The organism is Aeromonas aquatica (assembly GCF_000764655.1).
Classification (GTDB): Bacteria; Pseudomonadota; Gammaproteobacteria; order Enterobacterales; family Aeromonadaceae; genus Aeromonas; species Aeromonas aquatica.
This window is the reverse complement of the sequence record NZ_JRGL01000086.1, coordinates 1-23,147: the sequence shown is the minus strand read 5'-3', so window position 1 is coordinate 23,147 and position 23,147 is coordinate 1. Positions and strand designations below refer to the sequence as shown.

Here is a 23,147-nt window from a genome sequence, read left to right as displayed (position 1 = left end):
TTTTGTTGTTTTTATGACACCCGGCACAGGCCGGGTGCCTGATGCCCCATCAGCGACGCGCCGACAGCACCTCGGTCTCATAACCCTTGACCACCGCCAGCCAGTCGGTACCGACCGGTACCCCTTCCTGGGCACAGGCATAGTCCCAGACCGCCTGCCAGGGCAGGCTGCGGGTCTCTTCCATCAGGGCGAGGCGGGTGGCGTAATCCCCCTGCTGCTCGGCCTGACGCAGCAGGGCTATGGGTTCGATCAGGGCGCGCAGCAGCGCCTTCTTCATGTTGCGGGTGCCGATGACCCAGGCCGCGATGCGGTTGATGGAGGCATCGAAGAAGTCGAGCCCGACATGCACCCGCGCCAGCAGATCGTTGCGCACTATCTCGTTGGCGATGGCCTGGGTCTCGTCGTCCAGCAGCACCACGTGGTCGCTGTCCCAGCGCACCGGGCGGCTGACGTGCAGCAGCAGGTGGCGAACGAACAGGGAGGCCGCGCTGATCTTGTCGCTGATGACCTCGGTGGGGTGGAAGTGGCCGGCATCCAGGCAGAGCGCGATGTCACGGGAGCTGGCATAGCCTAGGTAGAACTCGTTCGAGCCGACGGTGTAGGACTCGGCACCTATGCCGAACAGCTTGCTCTCCACCGCATCGATGTGATGGGCCTCGTCCAGCGGCTCGGCCAACACCTCGTCCAGGGCGGCCATCAGGCGTTGGCGGGGTCCCAGTCGGTCGGCGGGCAGATCCTTCATGCCGTCCGGGATCCAGATGTTCATCACCGAGGGGGTGCCCAGCGCCTGGCCGAAGGAGGCGGAGACGCGGCGGCTGGCCTTGCAGTGATCGATCCAGAAGCGGCGGATCTCGGGGTCTGGGTGCGCCAGGGTCATGCCATCGGCACTCAGCGGGTGAGAGAAGCAGCTGGGGTTGAAGTCGAGCCCAATCCCCTTCGCCTTGGCCCAGTTCACCCAGTTGGCGAAGTGCTTCGGCTCGATCTGGTCGCGCGCCACCGGGACCTCGGACTCCAGGTAGATGGCGTGCAGGTTGAGGCGTTTGGCCCCGGGGATAAGCGACATCGCCAGGTCAAGATCCTGTCGCAGCTCGGTGGCGTTGCGGGCCTTGCCCGGGTAGTTGCCAGTCGCCTGGATGCCGCCGGTCAGATCGCCGGCCTCGGCCTCGAAGCCACCGACGTCATCCCCCTGCCAGCAGTGCATGGAAACGGGAATGGTGGCCAGGGTCGCCAGCGCCTGGTCGACGTCGACGCCGAGCGCGGCATATTGCTGTTTGGCCAGGGCGAAGGCGGTTTCAATATTCGGGTTCATACAACTTCCTCGATTAAGGTATCTGAATGGCTGTGCGCACAGAGCGCGGCAAAGTGTTTCCGGTGGCGATCCAGCTGCGGGATCTCACGGGGTTCCAGGGTTTCGATGCGGGTGTTGTGGCGGATCAGCCGGCGCACGTCCGCCAGATCCTGCAAGAGGCCCAGCCCCTTGAGCTGCCAGCCGATGTTGCCGAGCGCCGAGGCCTCCACCGGCCCGGTCAGCACGGTGCGCTGGCAGATGTCGGCGCAGAGGCGGTTGAGCAGTTGATTCTGGGAGCCCCCCCCGACGATATGCAGTGTCGTGATGGGCTCGCCGGTGACGGCTTCCAGCTCGCCAAGCACCCGGTCGTAGCAGAACGCCAGGCTGTCCAGCACGCAGCGCACCAGCTCCCCCGCCGTCTGCGGCCTGCCTTGTCCCGTCTCCTGACAGAACTGCTGGATCGCCGTGCGCATGCAGGGGGGATTGAGGAAACGCTCATCGTTGGGGTGGATGAGATAGGCGAAGGGCCTGGCCTGTTCGGCCTGTGCCACCAGGGTGGCGAAGCTCTGGGTCGGCCACAGCGCCTGCAGCCGTTGCACCAGCCAGAGCCCCATGACGTTCTTGAGCAGACGCCAGGTGCCCTCCACCCCCCCTTCGTTGGTCAGGTTGGCCGCCTCTGCGGCCTCGTCGGTGATAGGGGCATGGCGCTCGACCCCGACCAGTGACCAGGTGCCGGAGCTGATGTAGGCGGCCCCACTCCCGGCCAGCGGGGTGGCAACTATGGCCGAGCCGGTGTCGTGGGTCGCGGGCAGGATGACGCTGACCTGATGGCCGGACGGGCTGGTCCAGTGCCCCAGCCGGGTCCCGGGGGCCGTGATGGGTTGCAGCCAGTTGGCCCCCTCCCCGATCAGCGCCAGCAGCTCGGGATCCCAGTCACGGCTGCGGGCGTTGACCAGCTGACTGGTGGAGGCATTGGTGAATTCGCAGCTCAGCTCGCCGCTCAGGCGGTAGTGCAGGTAGTCCGGGATCAGCAGCAGGCGGGCGGCCTGGGCCAGCCAGGCTGGCTGTTCGTCAAGCAGCGCCCGGATCTGGTACAGGCTGTTGAACTTCAGAAACTGGATGCCGCTGCGGCGGTAGATGGCCTCCCGTGGCAGCTGCTGCCACAGCCGCTCCGGCACGCCGTCGGTGCGATCGTCGCGATAGGCCACCGCCTCGCCGAGCATCTTGCCGGTCGCATCCAGCAGCACGAAGTCGACGCCCCAGGCATCGATGCCGACCGCATCGAGTCGCACACCGGCGGCATCGATTTTTTCCAGCCCGTGCAGAATGTTGGAGAAGAGGCGCTCCGGCTCCCAGCAATCCTGCCCGTCGATCTGCACCATGCCGTTGGCGAAGCGGTGCATCTCCTGCATGGCGATATCTTGTGTGACCGGATCATAGCGGGCCCATATTACTCGCCCGCTGGAGGCACCCAAATCCACTGCTGCAATATTGACTGACATCGAATCGACTCCATAATTCTCGATGTCGTCACTTTATGTTTCTGAATTATTCGCCACCTTTCTCCCAAGGCCATAAAAAAGGAACGACTGGCATAAAAATCGAGAAAGTCCGTTGCCGATATAAAACTGTGAGTCAGTTCAAATTTAATTTCTGCAGCAGGAAACAATTGAAGCTGGCCGTTAAGTAAATAACCGGATAACTGTGAAAGGCCTCACGGAAAACACTCTGCCAATTTGACCCTGCTCCCTCTATGCGCGTATTCACTGAGCATCCCTTCATGAAGAGCCTGATCATGTTTCGTCTGCAGCAGACCGACTTCTTTGACCAGAACCGGATCATCAGCGTGTTACCGCGTGCCCCTCAGGAACCCTTCCCGGAGCACTGCCATTCGTTTCATGAATTGGTGCTGATCAAGTCTGGCTGCGCCATCCACATCACGGACGGCAGTGCGGTACACATCAGCCGGGGCAGCGTGTTCTACCTGCGGGAGGACGATGCCCACATGTTCGATCAGATGAAGGATCTCTGCCTGACCAATGTGCTGTTCCGGCCAGAAGGATTCCACCTTGCCGGCGATCTGGAGCAGATGCTGCAGACCAGCTGCCACCCGGGGAGCGGGGTGCTGCGCCTGCCCGCCCATCTGCAGGCCCATAGCGAGACCCTGCTGGGCCAGATAGCGCAGGAGAGCGATCGGCGGGATGCCTGCTCTCCGGTGATGATCGAGGCCCTGTTCAGCCAGCTGGCGGTGCTGCTCTGGCGCACCCAGCAGCGCGCCCTGACCGGCGAGCAGGGGGAGGCCGATCAGGCGCGGCTGTCGTCCCTCATCAGCTATCTCGATGAAAATTATCGGGAAGAGATCGACTGGAGTGAATTATCCGAGCGCTTCACCATTCCGCTGCGCACCCTGAATCGGAAAATACAGGAACACACGGGTTTGACGCCCAATAACTATCTTGGCCGGCTCAGATTATGCCGCGCCTCCTGGTTGCTCAGTCATACCGAAAAATCCGTGACCGAGATCGCGTTCGAAAGCGGATTCAATGATGGAAATTATTTTTCCAGCAAGTTTCATCATGTATTTGAAGCGACCCCACTGCAATATCGAAAGCGCTATAAATAATCTTCAACTCACTGCCAATATATTATTTATGCTGGCTGTCTCTTCAAGGTCATCCACCCTGACAGGCTTAATATCTCCCTAATTTCATTCCCAAGGAGATATTGATCATGAGCTTCACACTCTGTCTGCCCCAACTCAGCCTCTCGGGCCGCGGCGCCATCCAGGATCTGGTCGTGCTGATGAGCCAGCAACCCGCCCGCCGACCACTGATAGTGACCGAGCAGGCGCTGCTGACGTTCGGCCTGCTGGATGGTCTGCTCGCCGCCTTGCGCGATCAGGGGTTCAACCCGGTGATCTTCGACGGCGTCCTGGCCAACCCGACCGACAGGGTCGTCGAGGCGGCGCTGGCGAGCTGGCAGGAGGGGGATTGTGATGCCCTCATCGGCTTTGGCGGCGGCAGCGCCATGGATACCGCCAAGGCGATCCGCGCCCTGGTGGCCAACCCCGGCAAGCCGATCCATGCGTTCGAGGGGATCGGCAAGGTCATCCACCGCGGCCCCTTCATGGCGTGCGTCAGCACCACCTCGGGCACGGCCGCCGAGGTGACCAGCAACGCGGTGATCACCGACACCGGGCGCAAGGTGAAGATGGTCATCATAGATCCGGCCCTGATCCCGGAGGTGGCGGTCAACGATCCTACCCTGATGACAGGGCTGCCGGCCGCCGTGACCGCCGCCACCGGCATGGACGCACTGACCCATGCCATCGAGGCCTATGTCTCCATCGGTGCCCACGTGCTGACCGATCACTCGGCCCTCGCCGCCATCCGCTTGATCGCCGAATACCTGCCACAGGCGGTGGCAGACGGCCAGGATCTGACCGCCCGCGAGATGATGGCGCACGGCCAGTTCCTCGCCGGCATGGCGTTCAACAGCGCCGGGCTCGGCTATGTGCACTCGTTGGCCCACCAGCCGGGCGCCACCCATAACCTGCCCCACGGCGTCTGCAATGCCATACTGCTGCCGGTGGTCTGCGCGTTCAACCTGCAGGTCAGGACGGCGCGCTTCGCCGAGATAGCGGCCGCCATGGGAGTCGACACCGGCGCCCTGAGCGAGGAGGCCGCCGCCCACGCCGCCATCGAGGCCATCCGGGCGCTCTCCAGCCGGGTCGGCATCCCCTCCGGCCTGCGTGAGCTCGGCATCCGGCCAGAGGATTTGCCGGGCTGGGTCGATGCCGCGAAAGCCGATCCCTGCTCCGGCTGCGCGCCGCGACCGGCCAGCAAGGCCGAGTTGCTGGCGCTCTATCAGGCCGCCTTCTGAGCCGAGCCTCTAGCTGATCGCACCCGCTACGCCGCCTGCCCAGGGCGGCGTTTTTACAGCCTATTTCCCGCTTCTTGAAAATCCGGCCAACTCCTCCCCGGCCTTGGCTGCCTCGTTGAGGCCCGCCTCGCCGGCCCCCGCTACAGTGGCTCCAGCTTCACAATGCGAGTAGAGGGAATGATGCAGCAGATTGAATTCAATGCGGCCGTGCTGGCTGAAATCGAGAAGGTGGTCGAGGTGTCCGCCTACCTGTGGCAACGGGAGTGGGCCGAGCGCAATGGCGGCAACATCTCGGTCGATCTCACCGACATTTTCGGGCCGGCGCCGACCGATCTGAGCGGCTATCCCCACTGCCCGCTCTCCATGGTGGGCGGCGAGGGGGCCTTCCCGGCCGACAGCGCCGGTCACCTGTTCTTCGTCAAGGGCACCGGCGAGCGGATCCGCGAGCTGCGCAACCCGGATCTCGCGGGCTGTGTCTTGCGGATCGATGACGAGGCCCGCGGCTATCACATCCTGTGGGGCGGCCGCGGCCTGCACGACTACCGGCCGACCAGCGAGTTCATCTCCCACGTGGAGATCATCATGGACAAGCAACGCCGGGGCGCCGCCGACCGCTGCGTGGTACACACCCACCCGCTGGAGCTGATCGCCCTCTCCCACCATCCGCGTTACGCCCGCGACAGCGCGTCCTACACCCATGCCTGCTGGAAGATGCTGCCGGAAGTGCGCGCCTTCGTTCCCCGCGGCATCGCAGTGGTACCCTACTGCATGCCCGGCAGCCAGACCATGGCGGACGGCACCACCGCCGCCCTGCGCCAGCATGATGTGGCGATCTGGGAGAAGCACGGCGCCGTGGCCACCGGCATCGATGCGCTGATGGCATTCGACTTCGTCGACGTGGCGAACAAGGGCGCCAAGCTGCACCTGATGTGCCTCGCCAGCGGCTTCGAACCTGAAGGGGTCAGCGCGCGGGACATGCAGGAGCTGCAGGAGACGTTCGGCCTCTAAGCGTCAGCCGACAGTGTCACCGCCCAAGCCCCTGCCCACGCAGGGGCTTGTTGTTTCCGACTCTTTGCAACCCCCTATACTTCAGCGACTATCTACGCTGACCCGCCCGGCACCCCGGTCCATTCGAGAGAGGAGACCCCCTTGTTGCGACTGCTTGCACTGCTGCTGCTCTGCCTGGTGACCCCGGTGCGGGCGCTGACCCTGGTGCCGCTGGTGGACGGGCTGGCCCACCCCTGGGGGCTGGCCTTCCTGCCCGGGGGGGAGCTGCTGATCGGCGAGCGCCCCGGCCGCCTGCTGCGCATCGATGCCAAGGGCCAGCGTCACCCGGTCTCGGGTCTGCCCCCCATCGCCAACGCGGGCCAGGGCGGCCTGCTCGATCTCGCCCTGGACCAGGAGGGCTGGCTCTACCTGAGCTACAGCGAGCCCGGCGACGGGGTAGCCGGCACCGCGGTGGCCAGGGCCCGGCTGCAGAAAGACAGCCTGGTCGACTGGCAACTGCTGTTTCGCCAGCAACCCAAGGTCGCCGGCGGCGCCCACTTCGGCTCCCGTCTGCTGCTGACCGATGACGGCTACCTCTACATCACCCTGGGGGATCGCTTCACCGAACGGGAGCGGGCCCAGACCCTCGACAACCACCTCGGCAAGACGGTGCGCCTGCACAAGGATGGCCGGATCCCCGCCGACAATCCTTTCGTCGGGACCGCCGGGGCTCTGCCCGAGATCTGGAGCCTGGGCCACCGCAACATGCAGGGGGCCGCACTGCGCCCAGGCAGCCAGCAGTTCTGGGCTCACGAACACGGCCCTCAGGGCGGGGACGAGGTCAATCTCATCCTGCCCGGCCGCAACTACGGCTGGCCCAGGGTGACCTTCGGCGAGGAGTACGGGGGCGGCAAGATTGGCTCGGGCACGGCGGCGGCGGGCATGGTGTCACCGCTCTGGGTCTGGGTCCCTTCCATCGCCCCCTCGGGCATGACCTTCTATGGAGGCGAGCTGTTCAAGGCATGGCGGGGGGATCTGTTCGTCGGCGCCCTGCGCGGCCAGGCCCTGTTGCATCTGCGGCTGGCAGGGGACAAGATTGTGTCTGAGGAGCGGCTGCTGACCGAGCTGGGAGAGCGGATCCGCACCGTCAAGGAGGGACCGGACGGTGCCCTCTACCTGTTGACCGATGCCAGTAACGGACGCCTGCTCAAGCTGACCCCCTGACGGGAACATGAATCATGGACAATGCCGCCATAGGAGAAAGGATGATGAACAGATTACGAGACCTGTTGATGCTGGGTGCCTGCCTGTTGCTGCTGGGGTGCAACACCATCCATGGCATGGGCAGGGATGTGGAGAAGGCGGGGGAAGTGATCCAGAAATCCACCAACCTTTCGGATAATAAGTAGTCGACCCCCTGCGGCGGCTCGGACAATCCTCCCGGGGAGCGACAGCACTCATCCCCCGTCCCGCGCCGGGCAAAGAAGTACCAGTACTCACTGCCGCACGAGGGCCAGTCTGATAGACTGGCCCTCGTTTTTGTTCATCTTGCAAAGGAGTGTTGGATGTCTGCTGTTTCCTGGTGGGACAAGTCCACCGGCCTGGCCCTGCTCACCATCTTGCTGTGGGCCTCGCTCGCGGCACTTACCTCCCGTATCACCAGCGTCTCGCCGCTGGTGCTGGTGGGGCTGGTGCTGTTCTTCTGCGGTGCCGGTGCCCTGCCGTTCTGGCGTCAGTGGCGGGCCCGCCCCGTCACCTGGCTGGTGACCATCACGGCCCTGCTGCTCTATCACCTGCTGCTGTTCATGAGCTTTCGCCACGCCCCCGTGCTGGAGGCGAACCTCATCAACTATCTGTGGCCGCTGTGCATCATTCTGTTCACCCCGCTGCTGCTACCAAACCACCCGCTGCACCTGCATCACCTGCTGGCCGGGGCACTGGGCCTCGCCGGATCCGTGCTGGTGATGGTCGACGGCGAACTGCAATTGCAGCAGGCCTATCTGCCCGGCTACCTGCTGGCATTGGGCGCGGCCATCATCTGGGGGGCCTACTCGGTGCTCTCCCGTCGCCTGCCCCCCGCTCCCGCCGTGGTCACGGCCGCCGCCTGCCTGCCCGCAGGGCTGCTGGCGCTGCTGCTCGCCTGGGGGCTGGAAGGGCCGCTGCCCCTCGCCCGGATCCCGCAGGCGGACTGGCTCCTCATCGCGGGGCTGGCGCTCGGTCCCATGGGGGCGGCCTTCGTCACCTGGTATCTGGCACTGCGGGACGGGGATCCGCGCCGCATCGGCGCGCTCGCCTACCTGACCCCGCTGCTGAGTACCCTGCTGCTGGTCTGGCTCAACGGCGAGCAGCTCACCCCGCGCCACCTGCTGGCGGGGGCGCTCATCATGGGTGGCGCCCTGCTTGGCTTGCTGGTACGTCCCTCCAAGGCACGCAAGACGAGCCCGCCGCTGTCATAAAAACGCCATCACTCCCGCTTAAGCTCCAGCCCATTGCGTGGTTCAAGCAGGAATGATGATGTGAAGATTGCCCACTATGCCGCCCTCTCCTCCCTGGTTTTGCTGCTGGTCGCAGGTATCCAGGCCGCCGCCCTGTTTCATGGCTGGCAGCAACTGGATCAGGCGGAGCAGACCCAGCGTCAACACGAACGCCTGCAACAGCGGCTGAACGGCCCGCTGCAGGGGGCGCTTCGCGACTACCTCGGCAGCGGCGATCCCCTGCGTCTGGCCGAAGCACAGGGGATCCGCAAGCAGGCTATCGACCAGCTGGAGCAGCAGGAGGCGTCACCGAGTGCCTCGCTGCGCACCCTGCTCGAGCAGATGGGTGAGCGTATCGACAGCGATTATCTGGCGGCGGGCAAGCTCTCCGGCAACAGCCAGTGGTTGCTGCAAAATGCCGAGAACGAGCTGACCGCCCATGCCAGGGCGCTGCTGCGCTACGGCCAGCAGGGGGCGACGGGAACGGATCCGGTGAATGCCGATCAGTACCGTCTGGGCGCCGCCGACATGCTGGCGACCTTGCCAGGGCTCGGCCATCTACGCCAGAACTACATGGAGCAGGCCAGCCCCAAGCTGCTGGAAGGTTTGCAATTCGAACTGGCGGCCCTGCAGAAACAGGCGGACAAGCTGGCGGCATTGCCAGCACTCGGGATATTTGAAGAGGCCCCCGCCGCCGACTTCACCCTGGGCGAACCGGAACGCAAGGAGCTCGGCGAGCAGCCGCGCAGCGAGCTGGTCTCCTTGCTCAAACGCTACCCCCAGGAGCTGGACAACAGCCGAAAGGCGCTGCAACAGCAGCAGGCGGCTCGCCAGATGGTGCAGCAGGACATAGCGCAATTGCTGCAGGCAAGTGAGCGGCTAGGGGAACAACTCGCCAGCGCGCGTCAGAATGTGAACAAGGAGCTCGCCACCATTCTCGGCTCCCTGGCGCTCTGTCTGGTGATCGTCGCCCTGCTGTTTGCGCTGGTGCAGCGGCGTTGGCTGGTCAAGCCGCTGTTGCAACTGCGCGGCGCCTTCGCACAACTCGATGCCACGGGTCAGGCCCAGCTGTTGCCGGCAGGGTCCGAGCGCAACGAGCTCGCCGACATAGTCGCGAGTTACAACCGCCTCATCCTCCGCCTGCAACAGGATCAGCAACAGAAGGCGGGCCAGCTCTCCAGCGTCTCCTCGAGCCTGCAGCAGATGGTGCAGCAGGTGCAGGAGATCCATCACAGCACCCGCACCACCGAGCAGGTGGTCGATGAGAGCGATCAGATGATGCAGGAGCTGAATCAGCTGGCCAGCGAGGTGCATCAGGTCGCCGCCGACATCGCCCAGCACGCCCAGCATAACGAGCACTCCATGAGCCAGAGCGAGCAGCTGGTGGGCGGCATGCTGGCCGCCACCGCCCAGACCGGTCTCGCCATCGACGAGAGCAGCACGGCCCTGGCACAGCTCAAACGTTCGGTGGAGGATGTCACCGCCATTGTCGACGTCATCGGCCACATCGCCCAACAGACCAACCTGCTGGCCCTCAATGCCGCCATCGAGGCGGCCCGGGCCGGCGAGCAGGGTCGTGGCTTCGCCGTCGTCGCCGACGAGGTGCGGCATCTGTCAGCCGATACCCAGCGCTCCCTCGGTCAGATCACCGAGATCCTGGCGAGCCTCACCCAGGCAGGAGATCAGCTCGCCACCGTGCTGACCCGCATCACGGCAGAGGCCGCCGGGCAGCGTCAACAGGCCGAACAGTTGCGCCAGACCACCCAGACGGTGCGGGAGATGGCCCGCAGCACCGCCGTCATCGCCCTGCAGGGGGCCGACAACGCGAGGAGTCAGGAGCACCGACTGGCCAGCTTCGCCACCCTGATCGGTCGCATCAGCCAGCATGCCCATCAGGGCAGCCAGCTCTCGGTCCAGGTCTCAAAACATATCCACCACCAGGCCCAGCAGATCCCCCGTATCCTGGGTCAGGTCTGATCTACTGCTCATCCCCCCTTTGACCCGGCGGATCCCCGGGTCAAACCAGATCCTCCCTCGACGCAACCGTCGCTGCTTATCCATCTCCTGACCGGGCAGATCCCCGTATCCCGGGTCAGCTCTGATCCTCCCTCGACGCAACCCTCGCTGCTTATCCATCCCTCGACCCGGTGGATCCTCTGCGTATCTGGGTCAAATCGGGTCCCACCATCGAGAAACCATGCTCTCCCACGGAGCACCTATCTTTTTTTGTGACACAAAATTATCTGTTGCCATCAGGTTAACGGCGAAAGTTCCACATCCTGTGCGAGATCCGCCCGCTGTGGCGAAGAATTCCACCTGAAAACGCTGCCATCGCCGATACAGGCGGGCTGCGAGAGCCCACATCAAGAATCATGATTATTTGCACTCGGTCATATTTTTGAAACTTCGAGGGAACTTTCCGTTGATATTTCGCACCGCGAACGTACTCTTGGTGGTGTCCGATCGCCAAGGGTCGGTACTCAAAAAATAAAGACTGTAAAGAACAGACTGCCCTTCACCGAGAGGCGCCAAGGCACCCGGGAATGGCGGCACACATAGACAAGTATTTCTTTTTTGCCCTACGGGGTTTTGATTGCAATGCCATTACCGAGCGGCGGGCCTTTGCCTGACTGCCGGACAAAAAAGCTAAGTCCATAAAATCAGGAGCAATACAAAATGGAAAAAGTGATCTTCAAGCGCGCCGCGTTGAGTGCCGCTGTGGTTACGGCGCTGCTCGCCCCCGGAATGGCATTGGCCGCCCAGGACATGATGAGCCCGGAATACGGCAAATCCTACGAGGCCTTCCTTGATGAAGGCAAGCTGACCGGCGGCCTGTTCTACTTCCAGCGTGAGCGTGATCGCGTCCAGGCCGGTCCCGGTCAGGATGGCAAGTACCACTCCAACCTGAGCCATGCCACCACCCAAGCCGCCCTGAACTACAACTCCGGTTATGCCTGGGACATGGTGGGTCTGGATGTGGGCGGTTTCGGTGCCTATGACCTGGCCGTTGACGAGAGCAACCCGGTCAACGAAGAGAACGAATTCTCCTTCTGGGGCGACCAGTGGGGTTCAGGTGGTGACGGTGTTCCCGAGAATGGCTTCAGCCTCTCCACCGCCGCCCTGAAACTCAAGTTCATGGATGGCGCCGTGACTGCAAAAGGCGGTTACACCCAGCTGTATGTGCCTGGGATCCTGGGCGTCAACTGGTCCTATCAACCCGGTACCTACCGTGGTGGCCAGATCGAGGGTAACTTCGGCAAGCTCTACCTGACCTACGCCATCGCCGACGAATACAAGGCGCCCTGGTTCAAGAACACCGCCGGCTTCTCCAAGAGCAACCCCTATGCCAGCGACCCCTTCTCCGATGAGAACCAGATCGACTACATCCACGGTCTGGCTGCCCGCTACACCTTCGACAACGGCACTGCCGTCACCGGCGCCTTCGGTCAGGCCGAAGGCTACATGGACAGCTACCACTTCAAGCTGGCCCACAAGTTTGACGTACTGGGTGGCCTGAACACCAGCTACCAGTTCTACGGTTCCGACACTGAGAACGAAGACTATGACGGCCTGGCCTGGCAACAAGCCATGACCGCCAGCTGGGGCGCCGGTCCTTACTCCTTCCGCCTGGAAGGGCTGTACACCAAGGCCGAAGGGGATCTGGGCAACTACCTGCCCCGTCTGACCCGCGGCTACGGCAACTCCCAGGGTGCGAACGAGATCTGGTGGGATTCCCGCTCAGACTGGAACCATAACGAAGAGAAGGCCGTGTTCTTCGGCACCAGCCGCACGCTGGATGATCTGGTCGGTGCTCCAGGCTGGACCGCCGGTGTCTCCGGTGCCTACGGTTGGGATGCCAACAACGGCGATGGTACCCTCGAGCCGGGCAAAGAGTGGGCCTTCAACTTCGACGTCATGTACACGGTGCAGGACGGCAAGCTGAAGGGCACCCTGTTCAAGCTGCACTACACCGACTACAACAACGAGCAGGACGACAAGGGCAGCTGGTACTACCCGAACATGTTCAGCTCCGAACATGACGTCAAGTTCCACATCATCATGCCGTTCACCATCCTGTAATCAGGGGGTAGTAGATGAGCAAACCGGGCCACTTGGCCCGGTTTTGTTTTTGGGACGCTCGGGCTACCATGCCCTCAGCCATTCGGACCCAGCCAAGGACAACGCCATGCCCCACCCCTTCGTACTCATCACCGGCTGCTCCAGCGGCATCGGCCTCGCCGCCGCCAAGACGCTCGGGGCCCACGGCTTCACCGTGATCGCCTCCGCCCGCAAGGAGGAAGATGTGACCTTGCTGCGCCAGCAGGGGCTGCTGGCAGTGCGGCTGGATCTCGCCGACGAGGCCAGCATAGAGCAGGGCGCCGCGCAGGCGCTGGCCCTGGCGGGGGGGCGTCTCTATGGCCTGTTCAACAACGGCGCCTACGGTCAACCCGGCGCATTGGAAGACTTGCCCACGGCCGCGCTGCGGGAGCAGTTCAACACCAACCTGTTTGGCTGGCATCACCTCATTCGTCAGGTGCTGCCGGCCATGCTGGCCGCTGGCGAGGGACGCATAGTGCAAAACAGCTCTGTGCTCGGCCTAGTGGCCATGAAGTATCGCGGCGCCTACAACGCCAGCAAGTTCGCACTGGAAGGCTACACCGACACCCTGCGCCTCGAGCTCGCCGGCAGCGGCGTGCACATCAGCCTGATCGAGCCCGGCCCCATCGACACCCGTTTTCGCGCCAATGCCCGCGCCGCCTTCCTGCGCCACATCAATCCCGAGACGAGCCGCCATCAGGCCGCCTATGGACAGACCCTGAGCCGGCTCGAGCGGGAAGGGGGCGCCCGCGGCTTCACGCTGCCAAGCGAAGCCTGTATACCGCCGCTGCTCCATGCGCTGCAGAACAAGCGTCCCAAGCATCGCTACCCGGTCACCCTGCCGACCAAGCTGTTTACTGCGCTGCGCCGCCTGCTGCCGAGCCGCTGGCTCGACAGGCTGCTGATCAAGTCCGCCTGAGCCGCTACAACCACCGATCGCGCAGGGGCGATAGTTCCACCCATTACCCCCTGCGAGATCCAGCCGTACAGATGCCCTAGTAGTGCTCACCGTTGCTGTAGTAGTGACTCTTGACGATAGGCAATACCTGCACCACCACATAGGTCTGCTCCCCCAGCACCGCCTTCAGGTGGCGGGTGATGAGGGCGGCGGCGGCATCCTGCAGTTCTTGGGGCCGCTCGAACCAGACCAGCTCCACGAAGGGGAAACCGGCCTCGATGGCGCCGTCGCGCACCCGGATGCTGTCGACGCACTCCAGGGTGACAAACTCCGGCTTGCCGCCGGTCAGGGCACAGAGATCCGCCAGCAGAGGGGTGCTTATCCGCTGAAGGGTGTCGACAGAAACTGCCCGAAAACGAAGGTGGGGCATGGGAAACCTCTTGGCTGTGACAAATGAGGACTTATCATAGAGAAGTCATCCCGCTCGCATAAGGTACCTCATGAGATTTCATCACTCGCTGTTCTCCCTGCTGCTGTGCCTGCTGCTGCCGCTGCAGGCCATCGCCGATCCGGCCTTCTATCGCATCGAAAAAGGCAGCGAGCAACACTGGTTGCTGGGCTCCATCCATGCGGGCAAGCCTTCCCTCTATCCCCTGCCCGACCCCATCGAGCGCGCCTGGCAACAGAGCCGTACCCTGGTGATGGAGGTCGACATGACCCACATCAGCCAGGCACAGTGGCAGGAGATGGGCGCCATCACCCGGCTGGTGGATGGCAAGACGCTCAAGGATCACCTGCCACTCGATCTGTACCGCCGCACCCTGATCGCCGCTGGCCAAAACGGCCTCACCGAGACCATGCTGGCCCCGCTGCGGCCCTGGTTCGCAGCCATCACCCTGACCCAGGCGGCGCTGGAGCGCACCGGCTACAGCGGCGAGTACGGGGTGGATCAGCACTTCGCCAAGCGGGCAAACGAGGGGGGCAAGCCCATCGTCGGGCTGGAGACCCTGCTCGAGCAGCTCGGCTACCTCGCCAGCGTCGGCGACAACCAGACCCTGATGCTGGAGAGCACCCTGGATGAGCTGCCCGAGCTCGAGAAGGGCTTTGGCGAGGTGATGAGCGCCTGGCAGAACGGGGATCAGGCCACCCTGATCAACCTGTTGAAAGAGGAGATGGCGCCCCCCAAGCTGCAAGCCTGGCTGGAGCAGACCCTGCTGGCGGAGCGCAACCGCAATTGGGTCAAGAAGTGGCCGACACTGCCAAACGAGAGCTTTATCGTGGTAGGTGCGCTGCATCTTTACGGCGACCAGGGTCTGCTCGCCCTGCTGGAACAGCAAGGCTGGCGCATCACTGCGCTCACCGAACCCAAGGCGCAGACCACGCATTGACGGCCTGAACGGCCGCCAACATCAGCCGACACCTCCCTCCACCAGGTGCCGGGTGCGAGGCAGCTCACAGAACGGACTGCCGATTTAATAACCACGACGGGACTTGATCGGGATCATTCCATCCCTCCCAAAGAGGTATTTATCATGCCTGTCATCGAGAGGACGACAGGAGTGAACGAGATGGAATTTTGGATGAACCTGATGTTTGGCAACAGCGTGGGGCTGATGTCCATGCTGGTGATTATCGGCACCTTCCTGCTGATCAGCGCCTACGCGGTCTACTTCATCTACAAAGTGATACACGCAAAGCCGCCCACCGAGGAGCAATAAGCCGACGGGCGAACCGGCCGACCGCGGGCCGCCATTCTAAGCAAGTCCCTGCCCCGCTATAATGCCCGCTCATTCTCATGCGGGGAGCCTGCCGTGTCCCATGACGACGAACGCTCACTGTTCCTGCAAGAGGTGGCCGGTGTGCGGCCCCTTCGCAGCGACCATCTGACCCCTCCTGCGGGCAACAGCCCCCCGACCGAGGCGCAACTCGCGCGCCGCCAGGCCGCCAGTGCCGACCCACTGTCCCCTGATCCGCTCGGCATGGAAGGGATCGAGATGCTCGATCCCCACGACATCGTCGGCTTCAAGCGCGACGGGGTACAGGAGGGGGTCTACAAGAAGCTGCGGCTCGGCAAGTACGAGCTGCAGGCCAGCCTGGATCTGCATCAGAAGACGCTGAGCGAGGCGCGGGTCGCTCTGGTGCAATTCATCCGGGATTACGCTCAGCGAGACATCCGCTGCCTGCTGATCCTGCACGGCAAGGGGGAGCGCAGCACGCCGCGCGCCCAGCTCAAGAGCCACGTCAGCGCCTGGTTGCCACAACTGCCAGAGGTCATGGCCATCCACAGTGCCGAGCGCCGTCACGGCGGCAGCGGCGCGCTCTACGTCCTGCTCAGAAAGAGCGAGCGCAAGAAGGCGGAAAACCGCGAACGCCATCAGAAGCGTCTCGGTTGAGCATCGGGAGTGGAAAAACGCCTGACGGCGGTGCTAGCATCGAGGCGCCCCGATCATGCCAGGTACGGGACCGATTCTCTCAGGGCGATAACAAGGACAATTCCATGTCATATCAGAAGCTCGAACAACATCAGCAACAGCTGCACCGTCTCAGCCACCTCAGCGCCATCTGCGGCTGGGATCAGGCCGCCATGATGCCGGAGGGCGGCAACGAGGCGCGTGCCGAAGCCATGGCCGAGCTCGGCGTGCTCATTCACGAGAAGCGCACCGCCCCGGAACTTGGCGACTGGATAGCCAAGGCCGAAGGCGAGAGCCTGGATGCGACCCAGCGCGCGAACCTCGCGGAGATCAAGCGCCACTGGCAGGATGCGAGCCTGCTGCCCACGGCGCTGGTGGAGGCCCTGTCTCTGGCCGGCAGCAAGTGCGAGCACGCCTGGCGCCGCCAGCGCAAGGAGAATGACTGGGCGGGCTTCGCACCGAACCTGAAAGAGGTGGTGACGCTGTCGCGGGAAGTCGCGACCTTGCGCGCCGAGGCGCTGAACGTGCGCCCCTACGATGCCATGCTGGCGCTGTACGAGCCCGGCATGACGAGCGCACGGCTGGACGAGATCTTCGGCGATCTGACGAGCTGGCTGCCCGGCCTTATCCAGACGGTGAGCGAGCGGCAGAAGCAGGACGCCATCCTGCTCCCGCAGGGCCCCTTCCCCATCGCGACACAACAGGCGCTCGGTCAGGAGGTGATGGGGCTGCTCGGCTTCGATTTCGCCCACGGCCGACTCGACGTGAGCAGCCACCCGTTCTGCGGCGGCGTGCCGACGGACGTGCGCATCACCACGCGCTACAACGAGGACGAGTTTGTCTCCAGCCTGATGGGCATAGTGCACGAGACGGGTCACGCCCGTTACGAGCAGGGGCTGCCGCGCCATCTGCTCGGCCAGCCGGTCGCCGAGGCGCGATCCATGGGCATTCACGAGGGCCAGAGCCTGTTCTGCGAGATGCAGCTTGGCCACTCGCCGGCGTTCCTGGCCCTGCTCGCGCCGCGCATCCGGTCACACTTCGGCACCCAGCCCGCGCTGGATCCGGCGAACCTCGCGAAGCTGTACAACCGCGTCGAGCCCGGCTTCATCCGTGTCGATGCGGACGAGGTGACTTACCCGGCGCACGTGATCCTGCGCTACGAGCTGGAGCGCGATCTCATCGAGGGACGCATCGAGGTCGCTGACATCCCCGAGCTGTGGGATGGGAAGATGCAGCAGTGGCTCGGCCTGTCGACGAAGGACAACTACCGCAATGGCTGCATGCAGGACATCCACTGGACGGACGGCTCGTTCGGTTACTTCCCGAGTTACACGCTCGGCGCCATGTACGCGGCGCAGCTGCGCTTCGCGCTGGAGAAAGACTTGGGCGAGATGGGCAGCCTGATCGCGGCGGGCCGCCTGCCGGAGATCTTCACGTGGCTCGGCCGCCATATCTGGTCCCAGGGCAGCCTGCACGACACCGATACGCTGATCCGCAACGCGACCGGCGAGGCGTTGAATCCGCAGTGGCTGCGCAAACACCTTGAGCAACGTTATCTGAAGTAACCTTGCCCTGATGCAACAAACGGCGCCCTGACTCGGGGCGCCGTTTTTTTATCCCTCTTTTCCATAGATCCCTACCCCGATTATTTTTCCTATCCCTGTCCGTTTTTGGCTAGTCAGCCCCCTCGTCCCCGCTTAGTCTCAGGACATGAACAGCATCTGCGGAGTCGTCCCCATGAATATCGAGCAGCCCGGCTCCCGGGATGAGATCATCCCCGGCCTCACCCGCGAGCAGTGCCACGCCGCCCGGCTCGCCCGGGATGCACGCTTCGACGGCCGCTTCTTTACCGGTGTGTTGTCCACCGGCATCTATTGCCGCCCCATCTGCCCGGCGCGCGCGCCCCACGAGCACAACGTGCAGTATTTCCGCGTCGCCGCGGCGGCCGAACAACAGGGGCTGCGCCCCTGCCTGCGTTGCCGGCCGGAGCTCGCGCCCTCATCCGGGGGCGAGCTGCCAAGCTTGGTCGGCCAGGTGCTGGCGCGCATCGAGCGCGGCGAGCTTGGTGATCACTCGCTCGGCGTGCTTGCAACCGAAGCCGGCATCACCGAGCGCACGCTCAGGCGCCAGTTCGAACAACACCTCGGCGCGTCGCCAAAGCAGGTGGAGCAGACGCGCCGCCTGCTGCTCGCGAAACGGCTGCTGACTGAGACAGTGCTGCCCATCACTGACGTCGCATTCGCGGCGGGCTTTGCGAGCATCCGCCGCTTCAACGATGCGTGGCAGCACGCCTACGGCCTGGCCCCGAGCGCGCTGCGCAAGCGGGACGGCGCGCAACATCAGCAGGAGGGCGGTGCGGTTGCGACAACTCAGCCGAGCCTGACACTGCAGCTGACGTATCGCCCGCCGTTCGATGTACAGGCCATGCTCGCGTTCTACCGGCTGCGCGCCATCCCGGGGCTCGAGCGCGTCGATGAGCATGGCTACGAGCGGCGTCACAAGGTCGGCGAGCAGGAGGGCTGGATCCGCATCGCGCCCGGCGAAGGGCACCACCTTAAACTGACGCTGCAGGATCTGCCGCCAGGGGCGCTGCCGGATCTCTTGTATCGCGTGCGGCGCATGTGGGATCTCGACGCGGACATGACCCGCATCGGCGAGCGGCTCGGGCAGGATCCGCTGCTTGCACGGATACAGGCGCGCTGGCCCGGGGTGCGGCTGCCGGGGGGCTGGGATGAGTACGAGGTACTGCTGCGCGCCATCGTCGGCCAGCAGGTGTCGGTCAAGGGCGCCATCACCATCATGGGACGGCTGGTGGCACGCACGCAGGAGCAGTTCGGGGTCAGCGCGCTGCCGACCCCGGCACAGCTGTGTGCGCTCAATCTGGACGGCATCGGCATGCCGGGCAGCCGGATCAGAACTTTGCAGGGCATAGCGGCCGCGCTCGCGAGCGCTGAGATCACCCTTGCCACGGCGAGCGACGAGGCGCTGCTGGCGCTGCCGGGCATAGGCCCCTGGACCATCGCCTACTGGCGGCTGCGCACCGGCCAGGATCCGGATGCCTTCCCCGCCTCCGATCTGGTGCTGCAAAAGGCGCTCGGCGGCGGCGTCAAGCTGCCGGTCAAGGAGGTGGAAGCATTGAGCACCGCCTGGCAACCCTGGCGCGCCTATGCGGCGAGCTGGTTGTGGCACGCCATGAGCGAGCAACCCGCGCTGCTGACCGAAGCGGTGACATCACAAGAAAACGAGGAGACAACATCATGATCCGTTATGACTTTCTGGATACCGCCTGCGGCGCGCTGCTGGTCGCCATCGACGACACCGGCCTGCGCCACGTGGACTTCGTGGATGGCCTGCGCACCCTGCCCATTCAGCCTGAGTGGCAGCAAGACAGCGAGGCGCTGGCCCCCTATCTCGCGCAATTTCGGGACTACTTCGCGGGTGAGCTGCAACGCTTCACCCTGCCGCTCGCGGCCCGGGGCACGCCATTTCAGCAGGCGGTGTGGCAGGCGCTGTGCGACATCCCTTATGGCGAGACCCGCAGCTACCGTGACATAGCGCTCGCCATCGGCAAGCCGACCGCCATGCGGGCGGTGGGGGCCGCGAACGGCCGCAATCCGCTGTCGATCATCGTTCCCTGCCACCGCGTGATCGGCCGGGACGGCAGCCTGACCGGCTACGCGGGGGGGCTCCCCATCAAGCAGGCGCTGCTGAAACTGGAAGGCATCGAGCGCTGAATGCAATGACTGAGACGGGTCTGCTCCCATGAGCCGTCCTCAGCCGGCATGCGCGGCCGAGCCGACTCACTTGGTCGCCGCTACGAGCAGGCATTCTCCCCCGACCTCAAACCCGCCCGGCGATTCGAAGCGGCCCATAGCGGCCGCGATTTCGTTCCAGATGGACTCCTGCTCCGGCGCGGGCAGGTGCGCCATCATGGCGTTGAGCCCGCCGAAGGCCTCCCGGGCGACCCGCACGTACTCCTCCGCGCTGCCCATGCGATGGGGCGCGGGCAGGGCGTGCACTTCTGGGTTTGCGAATCCCGCCTGCCGGAAGAATCCCTCGAGCACCCCGGGCGCCCCCAGACTGAAGGGCCCGGGTTGCCCCACCACCGGGGCAGGGAGCCGTGCGCGGCGGCGAATGATGGACGCGGGCAGGGCCCCCCAATCGTTGCGATCCGCCGTGGAGAACACCAGGACGGCGACCCGGCCACCGGGTTTCAGCACCCGCCGCCATTCGCGCAGCGCGATCAGCGGACGCGGCATGTACATCAGGCCGAGCCGGCACAGGACGGCATCGAAGGCATCGGCGGGCAGCGTCAGTTGCTCGCCATCCATGACCCGCGTCTCCACCTGGCCGAGCCCAAGCGCACCGGCGACCTGGCGCGCCTGCTCCATGATCCCCTCCGAGATGTCGGTCGCCAGCACATAGCCTCCGGGCCCGACCTGGGCGGCGGCACTGACCGCCGGCTCACCGGCGCCGGCGGCCACGTCCAGGATCCGCTGGCCGGGTGCAATGTGCGCCAGCTCGAGCATCAGGCGGGTCGCCTCGCCATACCAGGCGTCCAGCGTCGGATTCCAGCGTCGCCAGGCCGCGCCGTCCTTGTTCCACTGTGCCCGCTGCGTATGTTTGTATTGTTCGCTATCGAACGGGGGTTGTTGCTCGGCCATCTCATGCCTCCTCTGGGCGGGATCCCGCGGCCAGCAGGCCTCATAACGGGATGAGCCGCCCACCATGGCCGCTCTTCTGATCCTCTAGTCCATGTCGGCGACCCTTGCCAGGGGACAAGCTCCGGCTCGCCCCGGCAACCGGCATCCCCGTCACTTCACGCGCGGCGCGTCAGGCCCTCGGCGACCCGGGCAGGCCCCAGGCTCTATGATTGAAGAGGCGAGGCGCCGATGGCCTCGCCGCAGATGGAAGCATTTTTCAACTCGCAAAGGAGAGAGCAGATGAAATTCATGCATGCAGTCGTCCTCTCGCTGTCGGCGCTGCTTATGGTCGGCGTCCCCTCCTGGGCCGCCGCCGGCGCCCAGGTAATGACCCAGGCCGATCTCAAGTGGAAGGACATGGGCAACGGCATCGCGGCCGCCCCGGTGTCCGGTGACATGGCCAGCGGGCCGAGCCGGTTCTTCCTGAGGTATCCGGCGGGGCTGGTGACGCCAAACCACCATCACGATACGGATCACTATGTGACCCTGGTGTCCGGCGCCATCACCCTGACGGTGGCGGGCAAGGCATATCACCTCGGCCCCGGCGCCTATTTTGCCCTGACCGACAAGGTGCCGCATGTGGCCAAGGTGGAGGGCAAGGAGCCGGCACTGTTCTTTATCCAGGCGGATGGCCCCTGGAATGTGGTGATGGAGAAATAAGTAGTGTGATCTGCGGCGGGCGCCTGCGGGCCCCGCCGAGCAGGGGTTCCCAGACTTGGGTGACCCTCCTTCCTCCCCTCGTAAAGATGTGGCGTCAAGGCTGACTCAACGCCGCAGCGCCAACCAGCCGTGAAAACCGAGTGCCTGAAAGTAGCGTTGCCCCGCCTCGAAGCCAGCACCCTGTAACAGTTGCTGAAGTTGCTCCTCATCCAGCGGCATAAAGTCCTGTTCTAGCCGCTGCACCATGCGATCGCTGGCTGGCCGGGGCAGACCCGCCAGCCGGGCCTGCTGCCCCATCACGGCCCGCTCGACCAAGTCTGGTGGCACCATCAGATCCGCCAGCAGCAGCGGGGCCCCCACATTGAGCTGGCGGGAGATATCGGCAAGCAACGCCGCCTTGGTATCTTTATCCAAAAAATGCAGCACCAGCAGACAGAGTGCGCCGTCGCATTGCAGCGAGGCAGTGGGTAAGTCTCCCGGCAGCCAGCTGATCCGCGCCCCCATCCCCACCTCGTCGGCCCGCTGGCGCGCCAGCGCCAGCATGTCGGCCGAGATGTCCTGGGCGACAAACTGCCAGCCGGGGCAGAGCCTGCCGAGCAGCACCAGCTCGCTGCCGGTGCCCACCCCCACCAGCAGCACCCGCGCGCTTGGGCCGAGGCGCGTCATCAACTGGGCGGCACTCAACTGATGCAGCAACTCATAACCCGGCACCAGCAAGGGAATGCGCTCGTCATAGGCCTGCGCCCCCTCTCCTGCAAACCGCTCCGTCATCTCGCTCTCTCCTCTGGTTGGAGTCCCTTGATAGGGGCTACCGCCGGGAGAAGGTAAAGCACCATCTGAAAGGGTGCGGTTCAGATCAGGGCCGGGGAAAGGAAGGCCCGGGCATGGCGGCTCGGACCCGAAAGGCTGCTTATCTTGCCTTGTTTCTCAGGGCAGGATTGAAGACTCGCTTTGTGGAGGCGGGATTGGCCGCCAACTTAACGACGGGACGGCGGGGGCGACTGACCAGCTCGCCGCCGCAGTTCGGGCAGACATGGTGCAACAGTTGCTCGGTGCAATCGGCGCAGAAGGTGCACTCGAAGGAGCAGATATAGGCGTGGCCGGTGTCGGCGGGCAGGTCTGTGTCACAACATTCACAGCTGGGTCTGAGTTCAAGCATGGGTAACCTCTTGGGAGAACGGAAGAAAAGCGCGGCTCAATCGACTATAAAGAGCCGGGCACCGGCTTGGGTGGAGGATCTATGGGGCTCGGCGTTGTCGGCCACCTGATAGCTCATGCCCGCCGTCAGGGTGAAGACGCGGCCATCCTGCAGCTCGGTGTGCAGCTCCCCTTCGATGCAGAACAGGACGTGGCCCTTGCTGCACCAGTGATCCGCCAGATAGCCAGCGGAGTACTCCACCAGCCGCACCCTCAACTCCCCGAAGTGCTGGGTGTGCCAGAAGGCCACCCCGGTTTCTCCCTTATGCTCGGTGGGCGCTATCTCGGCCCAGTTCGTGGTGCAAAACGGTAAGTCCTTGATGTCCATCGCAACTCCATTTGTCAAAACAAGAGGCATCACCGCAGCAGGGGCAATCAGCATCCGTCGCCCCCCCGCCATGCCGGCTGTAGGCTGGGATGCCCGGACAAGCTAGTCTCCCCATAGTGCCTCCCTGATACTGCCATCGAACCAAGCGCCATAACATACCTATCAAGCTGGTGTTACTAAGGCGGGAAGGAATTGGTTATTAGTGTAGTGGTCTAATCATC

Annotated in this window: 23 protein-coding genes; 16 read left to right on the top strand and 7 right to left on the bottom strand. The window is 64.3% G+C overall.

Translation table 11 applies throughout. The features are described 5' to 3' along the window. Positions 1-49: 49 nt before the first annotated feature. Positions 50-1,309 (bottom strand): L-rhamnose isomerase, encoded by a 1,260-nt coding sequence (locus LG30_RS0108025; RefSeq protein ID WP_033130188.1) that lies wholly within the window; start codon positions 1,307-1,309, stop codon positions 50-52. Next, positions 1,306-2,790, bottom strand: coding sequence for a rhamnulokinase (gene rhaB / locus LG30_RS0108020; RefSeq protein ID WP_033130187.1), 1,485 nt, complete (start codon positions 2,788-2,790; stop codon positions 1,306-1,308). The genes LG30_RS0108025 and rhaB overlap by 4 nt, the downstream gene beginning before the upstream one ends. A 278-nt stretch (positions 2,791-3,068) precedes the next feature. On the opposite strand from rhaB, the gene LG30_RS0108015 reads away from it, so the two are divergent. From LG30_RS0108015 to LG30_RS0107980, 9 genes are all read left to right on the top strand, one after another. Further along, positions 3,069-3,911: a helix-turn-helix domain-containing protein gene (locus tag LG30_RS0108015; protein WP_052100909.1), complete on the top strand. Its 843-nt coding sequence runs from the start codon at positions 3,069-3,071 to the stop codon at positions 3,909-3,911. A 107-nt stretch (positions 3,912-4,018) separates the two neighbouring features. Beyond that, complete coding sequence (locus tag LG30_RS0108010) at positions 4,019-5,170, top strand: iron-containing alcohol dehydrogenase (protein ID WP_033130186.1); 1,152 nt, start codon at positions 4,019-4,021, stop codon at positions 5,168-5,170. 180 nt (positions 5,171-5,350) lie between these two features. Continuing rightward, positions 5,351-6,178: a rhamnulose-1-phosphate aldolase gene (rhaD, locus tag LG30_RS0108005; RefSeq protein WP_033130217.1), complete on the top strand. Its 828-nt coding sequence runs from the start codon at positions 5,351-5,353 to the stop codon at positions 6,176-6,178. Between the two features lie 141 nt (positions 6,179-6,319). Continuing rightward, positions 6,320-7,381 (top strand): PQQ-dependent sugar dehydrogenase, encoded by a 1,062-nt coding sequence (locus LG30_RS0108000; protein WP_033130185.1) that lies wholly within the window; start codon positions 6,320-6,322, stop codon positions 7,379-7,381. A gap of 44 nt (positions 7,382-7,425) precedes the next feature. After that, the gene (locus LG30_RS21515; RefSeq protein ID WP_081966086.1) at positions 7,426-7,566 is read left to right on the top strand and encodes an entericidin A/B family lipoprotein; all 141 of its coding nucleotides are present in this window, start codon (positions 7,426-7,428) and stop codon (positions 7,564-7,566) included. 156 nt (positions 7,567-7,722) lie between these two features. Beyond that, positions 7,723-8,613 carry a DMT family transporter gene (locus LG30_RS0107995; RefSeq protein WP_033130184.1) on the top strand — a complete coding sequence of 297 codons (891 nt, stop codon included), beginning with the start codon at positions 7,723-7,725 and terminating at the stop codon, positions 8,611-8,613. A gap of 60 nt (positions 8,614-8,673) precedes the next feature. Continuing rightward, positions 8,674-10,608, top strand: coding sequence for a methyl-accepting chemotaxis protein (locus LG30_RS0107990; protein WP_033130183.1), 1,935 nt, complete (start codon positions 8,674-8,676; stop codon positions 10,606-10,608). Positions 10,609-11,307: 699 nt separating this feature from the next. Further along, positions 11,308-12,711 carry an OprD family outer membrane porin gene (locus tag LG30_RS0107985; RefSeq protein ID WP_033130182.1) on the top strand — a complete coding sequence of 468 codons (1,404 nt, stop codon included), beginning with the start codon at positions 11,308-11,310 and terminating at the stop codon, positions 12,709-12,711. A gap of 106 nt (positions 12,712-12,817) precedes the next feature. Continuing rightward, positions 12,818-13,648, top strand: a complete 831-nt coding sequence (locus LG30_RS0107980) for an SDR family oxidoreductase (RefSeq protein ID WP_033130181.1) — start codon at positions 12,818-12,820, stop codon at positions 13,646-13,648. Positions 13,649-13,724: 76 nt separating this feature from the next. Here LG30_RS0107980 and LG30_RS0107975 read toward each other — a convergent pair whose 3' ends face one another. Continuing rightward, complete coding sequence (locus tag LG30_RS0107975) at positions 13,725-14,057, bottom strand: DUF1904 family protein (RefSeq protein ID WP_033130180.1); 333 nt, start codon at positions 14,055-14,057, stop codon at positions 13,725-13,727. A gap of 70 nt (positions 14,058-14,127) precedes the next feature. Here LG30_RS0107975 and LG30_RS0107970 point away from each other — a divergent pair, with 70 nt between their 5' ends. The 6 genes from LG30_RS0107970 to LG30_RS0107950 all read left to right on the top strand — a co-directional run bounded on the left by LG30_RS0107970 (position 14,128) and on the right by LG30_RS0107950 (position 19,772). Then, complete coding sequence (locus tag LG30_RS0107970) at positions 14,128-15,015, top strand: TraB/GumN family protein (protein ID WP_033130179.1); 888 nt, start codon at positions 14,128-14,130, stop codon at positions 15,013-15,015. Between the two features lie 180 nt (positions 15,016-15,195). Next, entirely contained in the window at positions 15,196-15,345 is a 150-nt protein-coding gene (locus LG30_RS21510; protein WP_081966080.1) for a DUF3149 domain-containing protein, read from the top strand. Positions 15,346-15,438: 93 nt separating this feature from the next. Then, positions 15,439-16,020 carry a DNA endonuclease SmrA gene (gene smrA / locus LG30_RS0107965; RefSeq protein WP_033130178.1) on the top strand — a complete coding sequence of 194 codons (582 nt, stop codon included), beginning with the start codon at positions 15,439-15,441 and terminating at the stop codon, positions 16,018-16,020. 104 nt (positions 16,021-16,124) lie between these two features. Continuing rightward, positions 16,125-17,603: a carboxypeptidase M32 gene (locus LG30_RS0107960; RefSeq protein WP_033130177.1), complete on the top strand. Its 1,479-nt coding sequence runs from the start codon at positions 16,125-16,127 to the stop codon at positions 17,601-17,603. A gap of 172 nt (positions 17,604-17,775) precedes the next feature. Continuing rightward, positions 17,776-19,299 carry an AlkA N-terminal domain-containing protein gene (locus LG30_RS0107955; RefSeq protein WP_033130176.1) on the top strand — a complete coding sequence of 508 codons (1,524 nt, stop codon included), beginning with the start codon at positions 17,776-17,778 and terminating at the stop codon, positions 19,297-19,299. Beyond that, the gene (locus tag LG30_RS0107950) at positions 19,296-19,772 is read left to right on the top strand and encodes a methylated-DNA--[protein]-cysteine S-methyltransferase (RefSeq protein WP_033130175.1); all 477 of its coding nucleotides are present in this window, start codon (positions 19,296-19,298) and stop codon (positions 19,770-19,772) included. The genes LG30_RS0107955 and LG30_RS0107950 overlap by 4 nt, the downstream gene beginning before the upstream one ends. A 66-nt stretch (positions 19,773-19,838) precedes the next feature. Here the strand turns inward: LG30_RS0107950 and LG30_RS0107945 are convergent, their stop codons facing one another. Continuing rightward, a complete protein-coding gene (locus LG30_RS0107945; RefSeq protein ID WP_033130174.1) occupies positions 19,839-20,702 on the bottom strand; it encodes a class I SAM-dependent methyltransferase in 864 nt (287 codons plus the stop codon). Positions 20,703-20,981: 279 nt separating this feature from the next. Between LG30_RS0107945 and LG30_RS0107940 the strand changes: the two genes are divergently transcribed. Then, positions 20,982-21,401, top strand: a complete 420-nt coding sequence (locus LG30_RS0107940) for a cupin domain-containing protein (RefSeq protein WP_033130173.1) — start codon at positions 20,982-20,984, stop codon at positions 21,399-21,401. 105 nt (positions 21,402-21,506) lie between these two features. Here LG30_RS0107940 and LG30_RS0107935 read toward each other — a convergent pair whose 3' ends face one another. The 3 genes from LG30_RS0107935 to LG30_RS0107925 form a co-directional block, all read right to left on the bottom strand. Then, positions 21,507-22,172: a class I SAM-dependent methyltransferase gene (locus LG30_RS0107935; protein WP_033130172.1), complete on the bottom strand. Its 666-nt coding sequence runs from the start codon at positions 22,170-22,172 to the stop codon at positions 21,507-21,509. Between the two features lie 139 nt (positions 22,173-22,311). Next, positions 22,312-22,560: a DUF1272 domain-containing protein gene (locus LG30_RS21505; RefSeq protein ID WP_081966076.1), complete on the bottom strand. Its 249-nt coding sequence runs from the start codon at positions 22,558-22,560 to the stop codon at positions 22,312-22,314. 36 nt (positions 22,561-22,596) lie between these two features. Further along, on the bottom strand, positions 22,597-22,926 hold the full coding sequence (locus LG30_RS0107925; protein ID WP_033130170.1) for a DHCW motif cupin fold protein: 330 nt from the start codon (positions 22,924-22,926) through the stop codon (positions 22,597-22,599). Between the last annotated feature and the right edge of the window lie 221 nt (positions 22,927-23,147).

Excerpts from the sequence above, each read along its gene's own strand:
- LG30_RS0107950 (WP_033130175.1), top strand. The coding sequence starts at position 19,296 with ATGATCCGTTATGACTTTCTGGATACCGCCTGCGGCGCGCTGCTGGTC.
- LG30_RS0107975 (WP_033130180.1), bottom strand. The coding sequence starts at position 14,057 with ATGCCCCACCTTCGTTTTCGGGCAGTTTCTGTCGACACCCTTCAGCGG.
- LG30_RS0107960 (WP_033130177.1), top strand. The coding sequence starts at position 16,125 with ATGTCATATCAGAAGCTCGAACAACATCAGCAACAGCTGCACCGTCTC.
- LG30_RS21510 (WP_081966080.1), top strand. The coding sequence starts at position 15,196 with ATGGAATTTTGGATGAACCTGATGTTTGGCAACAGCGTGGGGCTGATG.
- LG30_RS0107985 (WP_033130182.1), top strand. The coding sequence starts at position 11,308 with ATGGAAAAAGTGATCTTCAAGCGCGCCGCGTTGAGTGCCGCTGTGGTT.
- LG30_RS0108025 (WP_033130188.1), bottom strand. The coding sequence starts at position 1,309 with ATGAACCCGAATATTGAAACCGCCTTCGCCCTGGCCAAACAGCAATAT.
- LG30_RS21515 (WP_081966086.1), top strand. The coding sequence starts at position 7,426 with ATGAACAGATTACGAGACCTGTTGATGCTGGGTGCCTGCCTGTTGCTG.
- rhaB (WP_033130187.1), bottom strand. The coding sequence starts at position 2,790 with ATGTCAGTCAATATTGCAGCAGTGGATTTGGGTGCCTCCAGCGGGCGA.
- LG30_RS0108015 (WP_052100909.1), top strand. The coding sequence starts at position 3,069 with ATGAAGAGCCTGATCATGTTTCGTCTGCAGCAGACCGACTTCTTTGAC.
- LG30_RS0107940 (WP_033130173.1), top strand. The coding sequence starts at position 20,982 with ATGAAATTCATGCATGCAGTCGTCCTCTCGCTGTCGGCGCTGCTTATG.
- LG30_RS0107945 (WP_033130174.1), bottom strand. The coding sequence starts at position 20,702 with ATGGCCGAGCAACAACCCCCGTTCGATAGCGAACAATACAAACATACG.
- LG30_RS21505 (WP_081966076.1), bottom strand. The coding sequence starts at position 22,560 with ATGCTTGAACTCAGACCCAGCTGTGAATGTTGTGACACAGACCTGCCC.
- rhaD (WP_033130217.1), top strand. The coding sequence starts at position 5,351 with ATGCAGCAGATTGAATTCAATGCGGCCGTGCTGGCTGAAATCGAGAAG.
- LG30_RS0107935 (WP_033130172.1), bottom strand. The coding sequence starts at position 22,172 with ATGACGGAGCGGTTTGCAGGAGAGGGGGCGCAGGCCTATGACGAGCGC.
- LG30_RS0107925 (WP_033130170.1), bottom strand. The coding sequence starts at position 22,926 with ATGGACATCAAGGACTTACCGTTTTGCACCACGAACTGGGCCGAGATA.
- LG30_RS0107970 (WP_033130179.1), top strand. The coding sequence starts at position 14,128 with ATGAGATTTCATCACTCGCTGTTCTCCCTGCTGCTGTGCCTGCTGCTG.
- LG30_RS0107995 (WP_033130184.1), top strand. The coding sequence starts at position 7,723 with ATGTCTGCTGTTTCCTGGTGGGACAAGTCCACCGGCCTGGCCCTGCTC.
- LG30_RS0108010 (WP_033130186.1), top strand. The coding sequence starts at position 4,019 with ATGAGCTTCACACTCTGTCTGCCCCAACTCAGCCTCTCGGGCCGCGGC.
- LG30_RS0107980 (WP_033130181.1), top strand. The coding sequence starts at position 12,818 with ATGCCCCACCCCTTCGTACTCATCACCGGCTGCTCCAGCGGCATCGGC.
- LG30_RS0107955 (WP_033130176.1), top strand. The coding sequence starts at position 17,776 with ATGAATATCGAGCAGCCCGGCTCCCGGGATGAGATCATCCCCGGCCTC.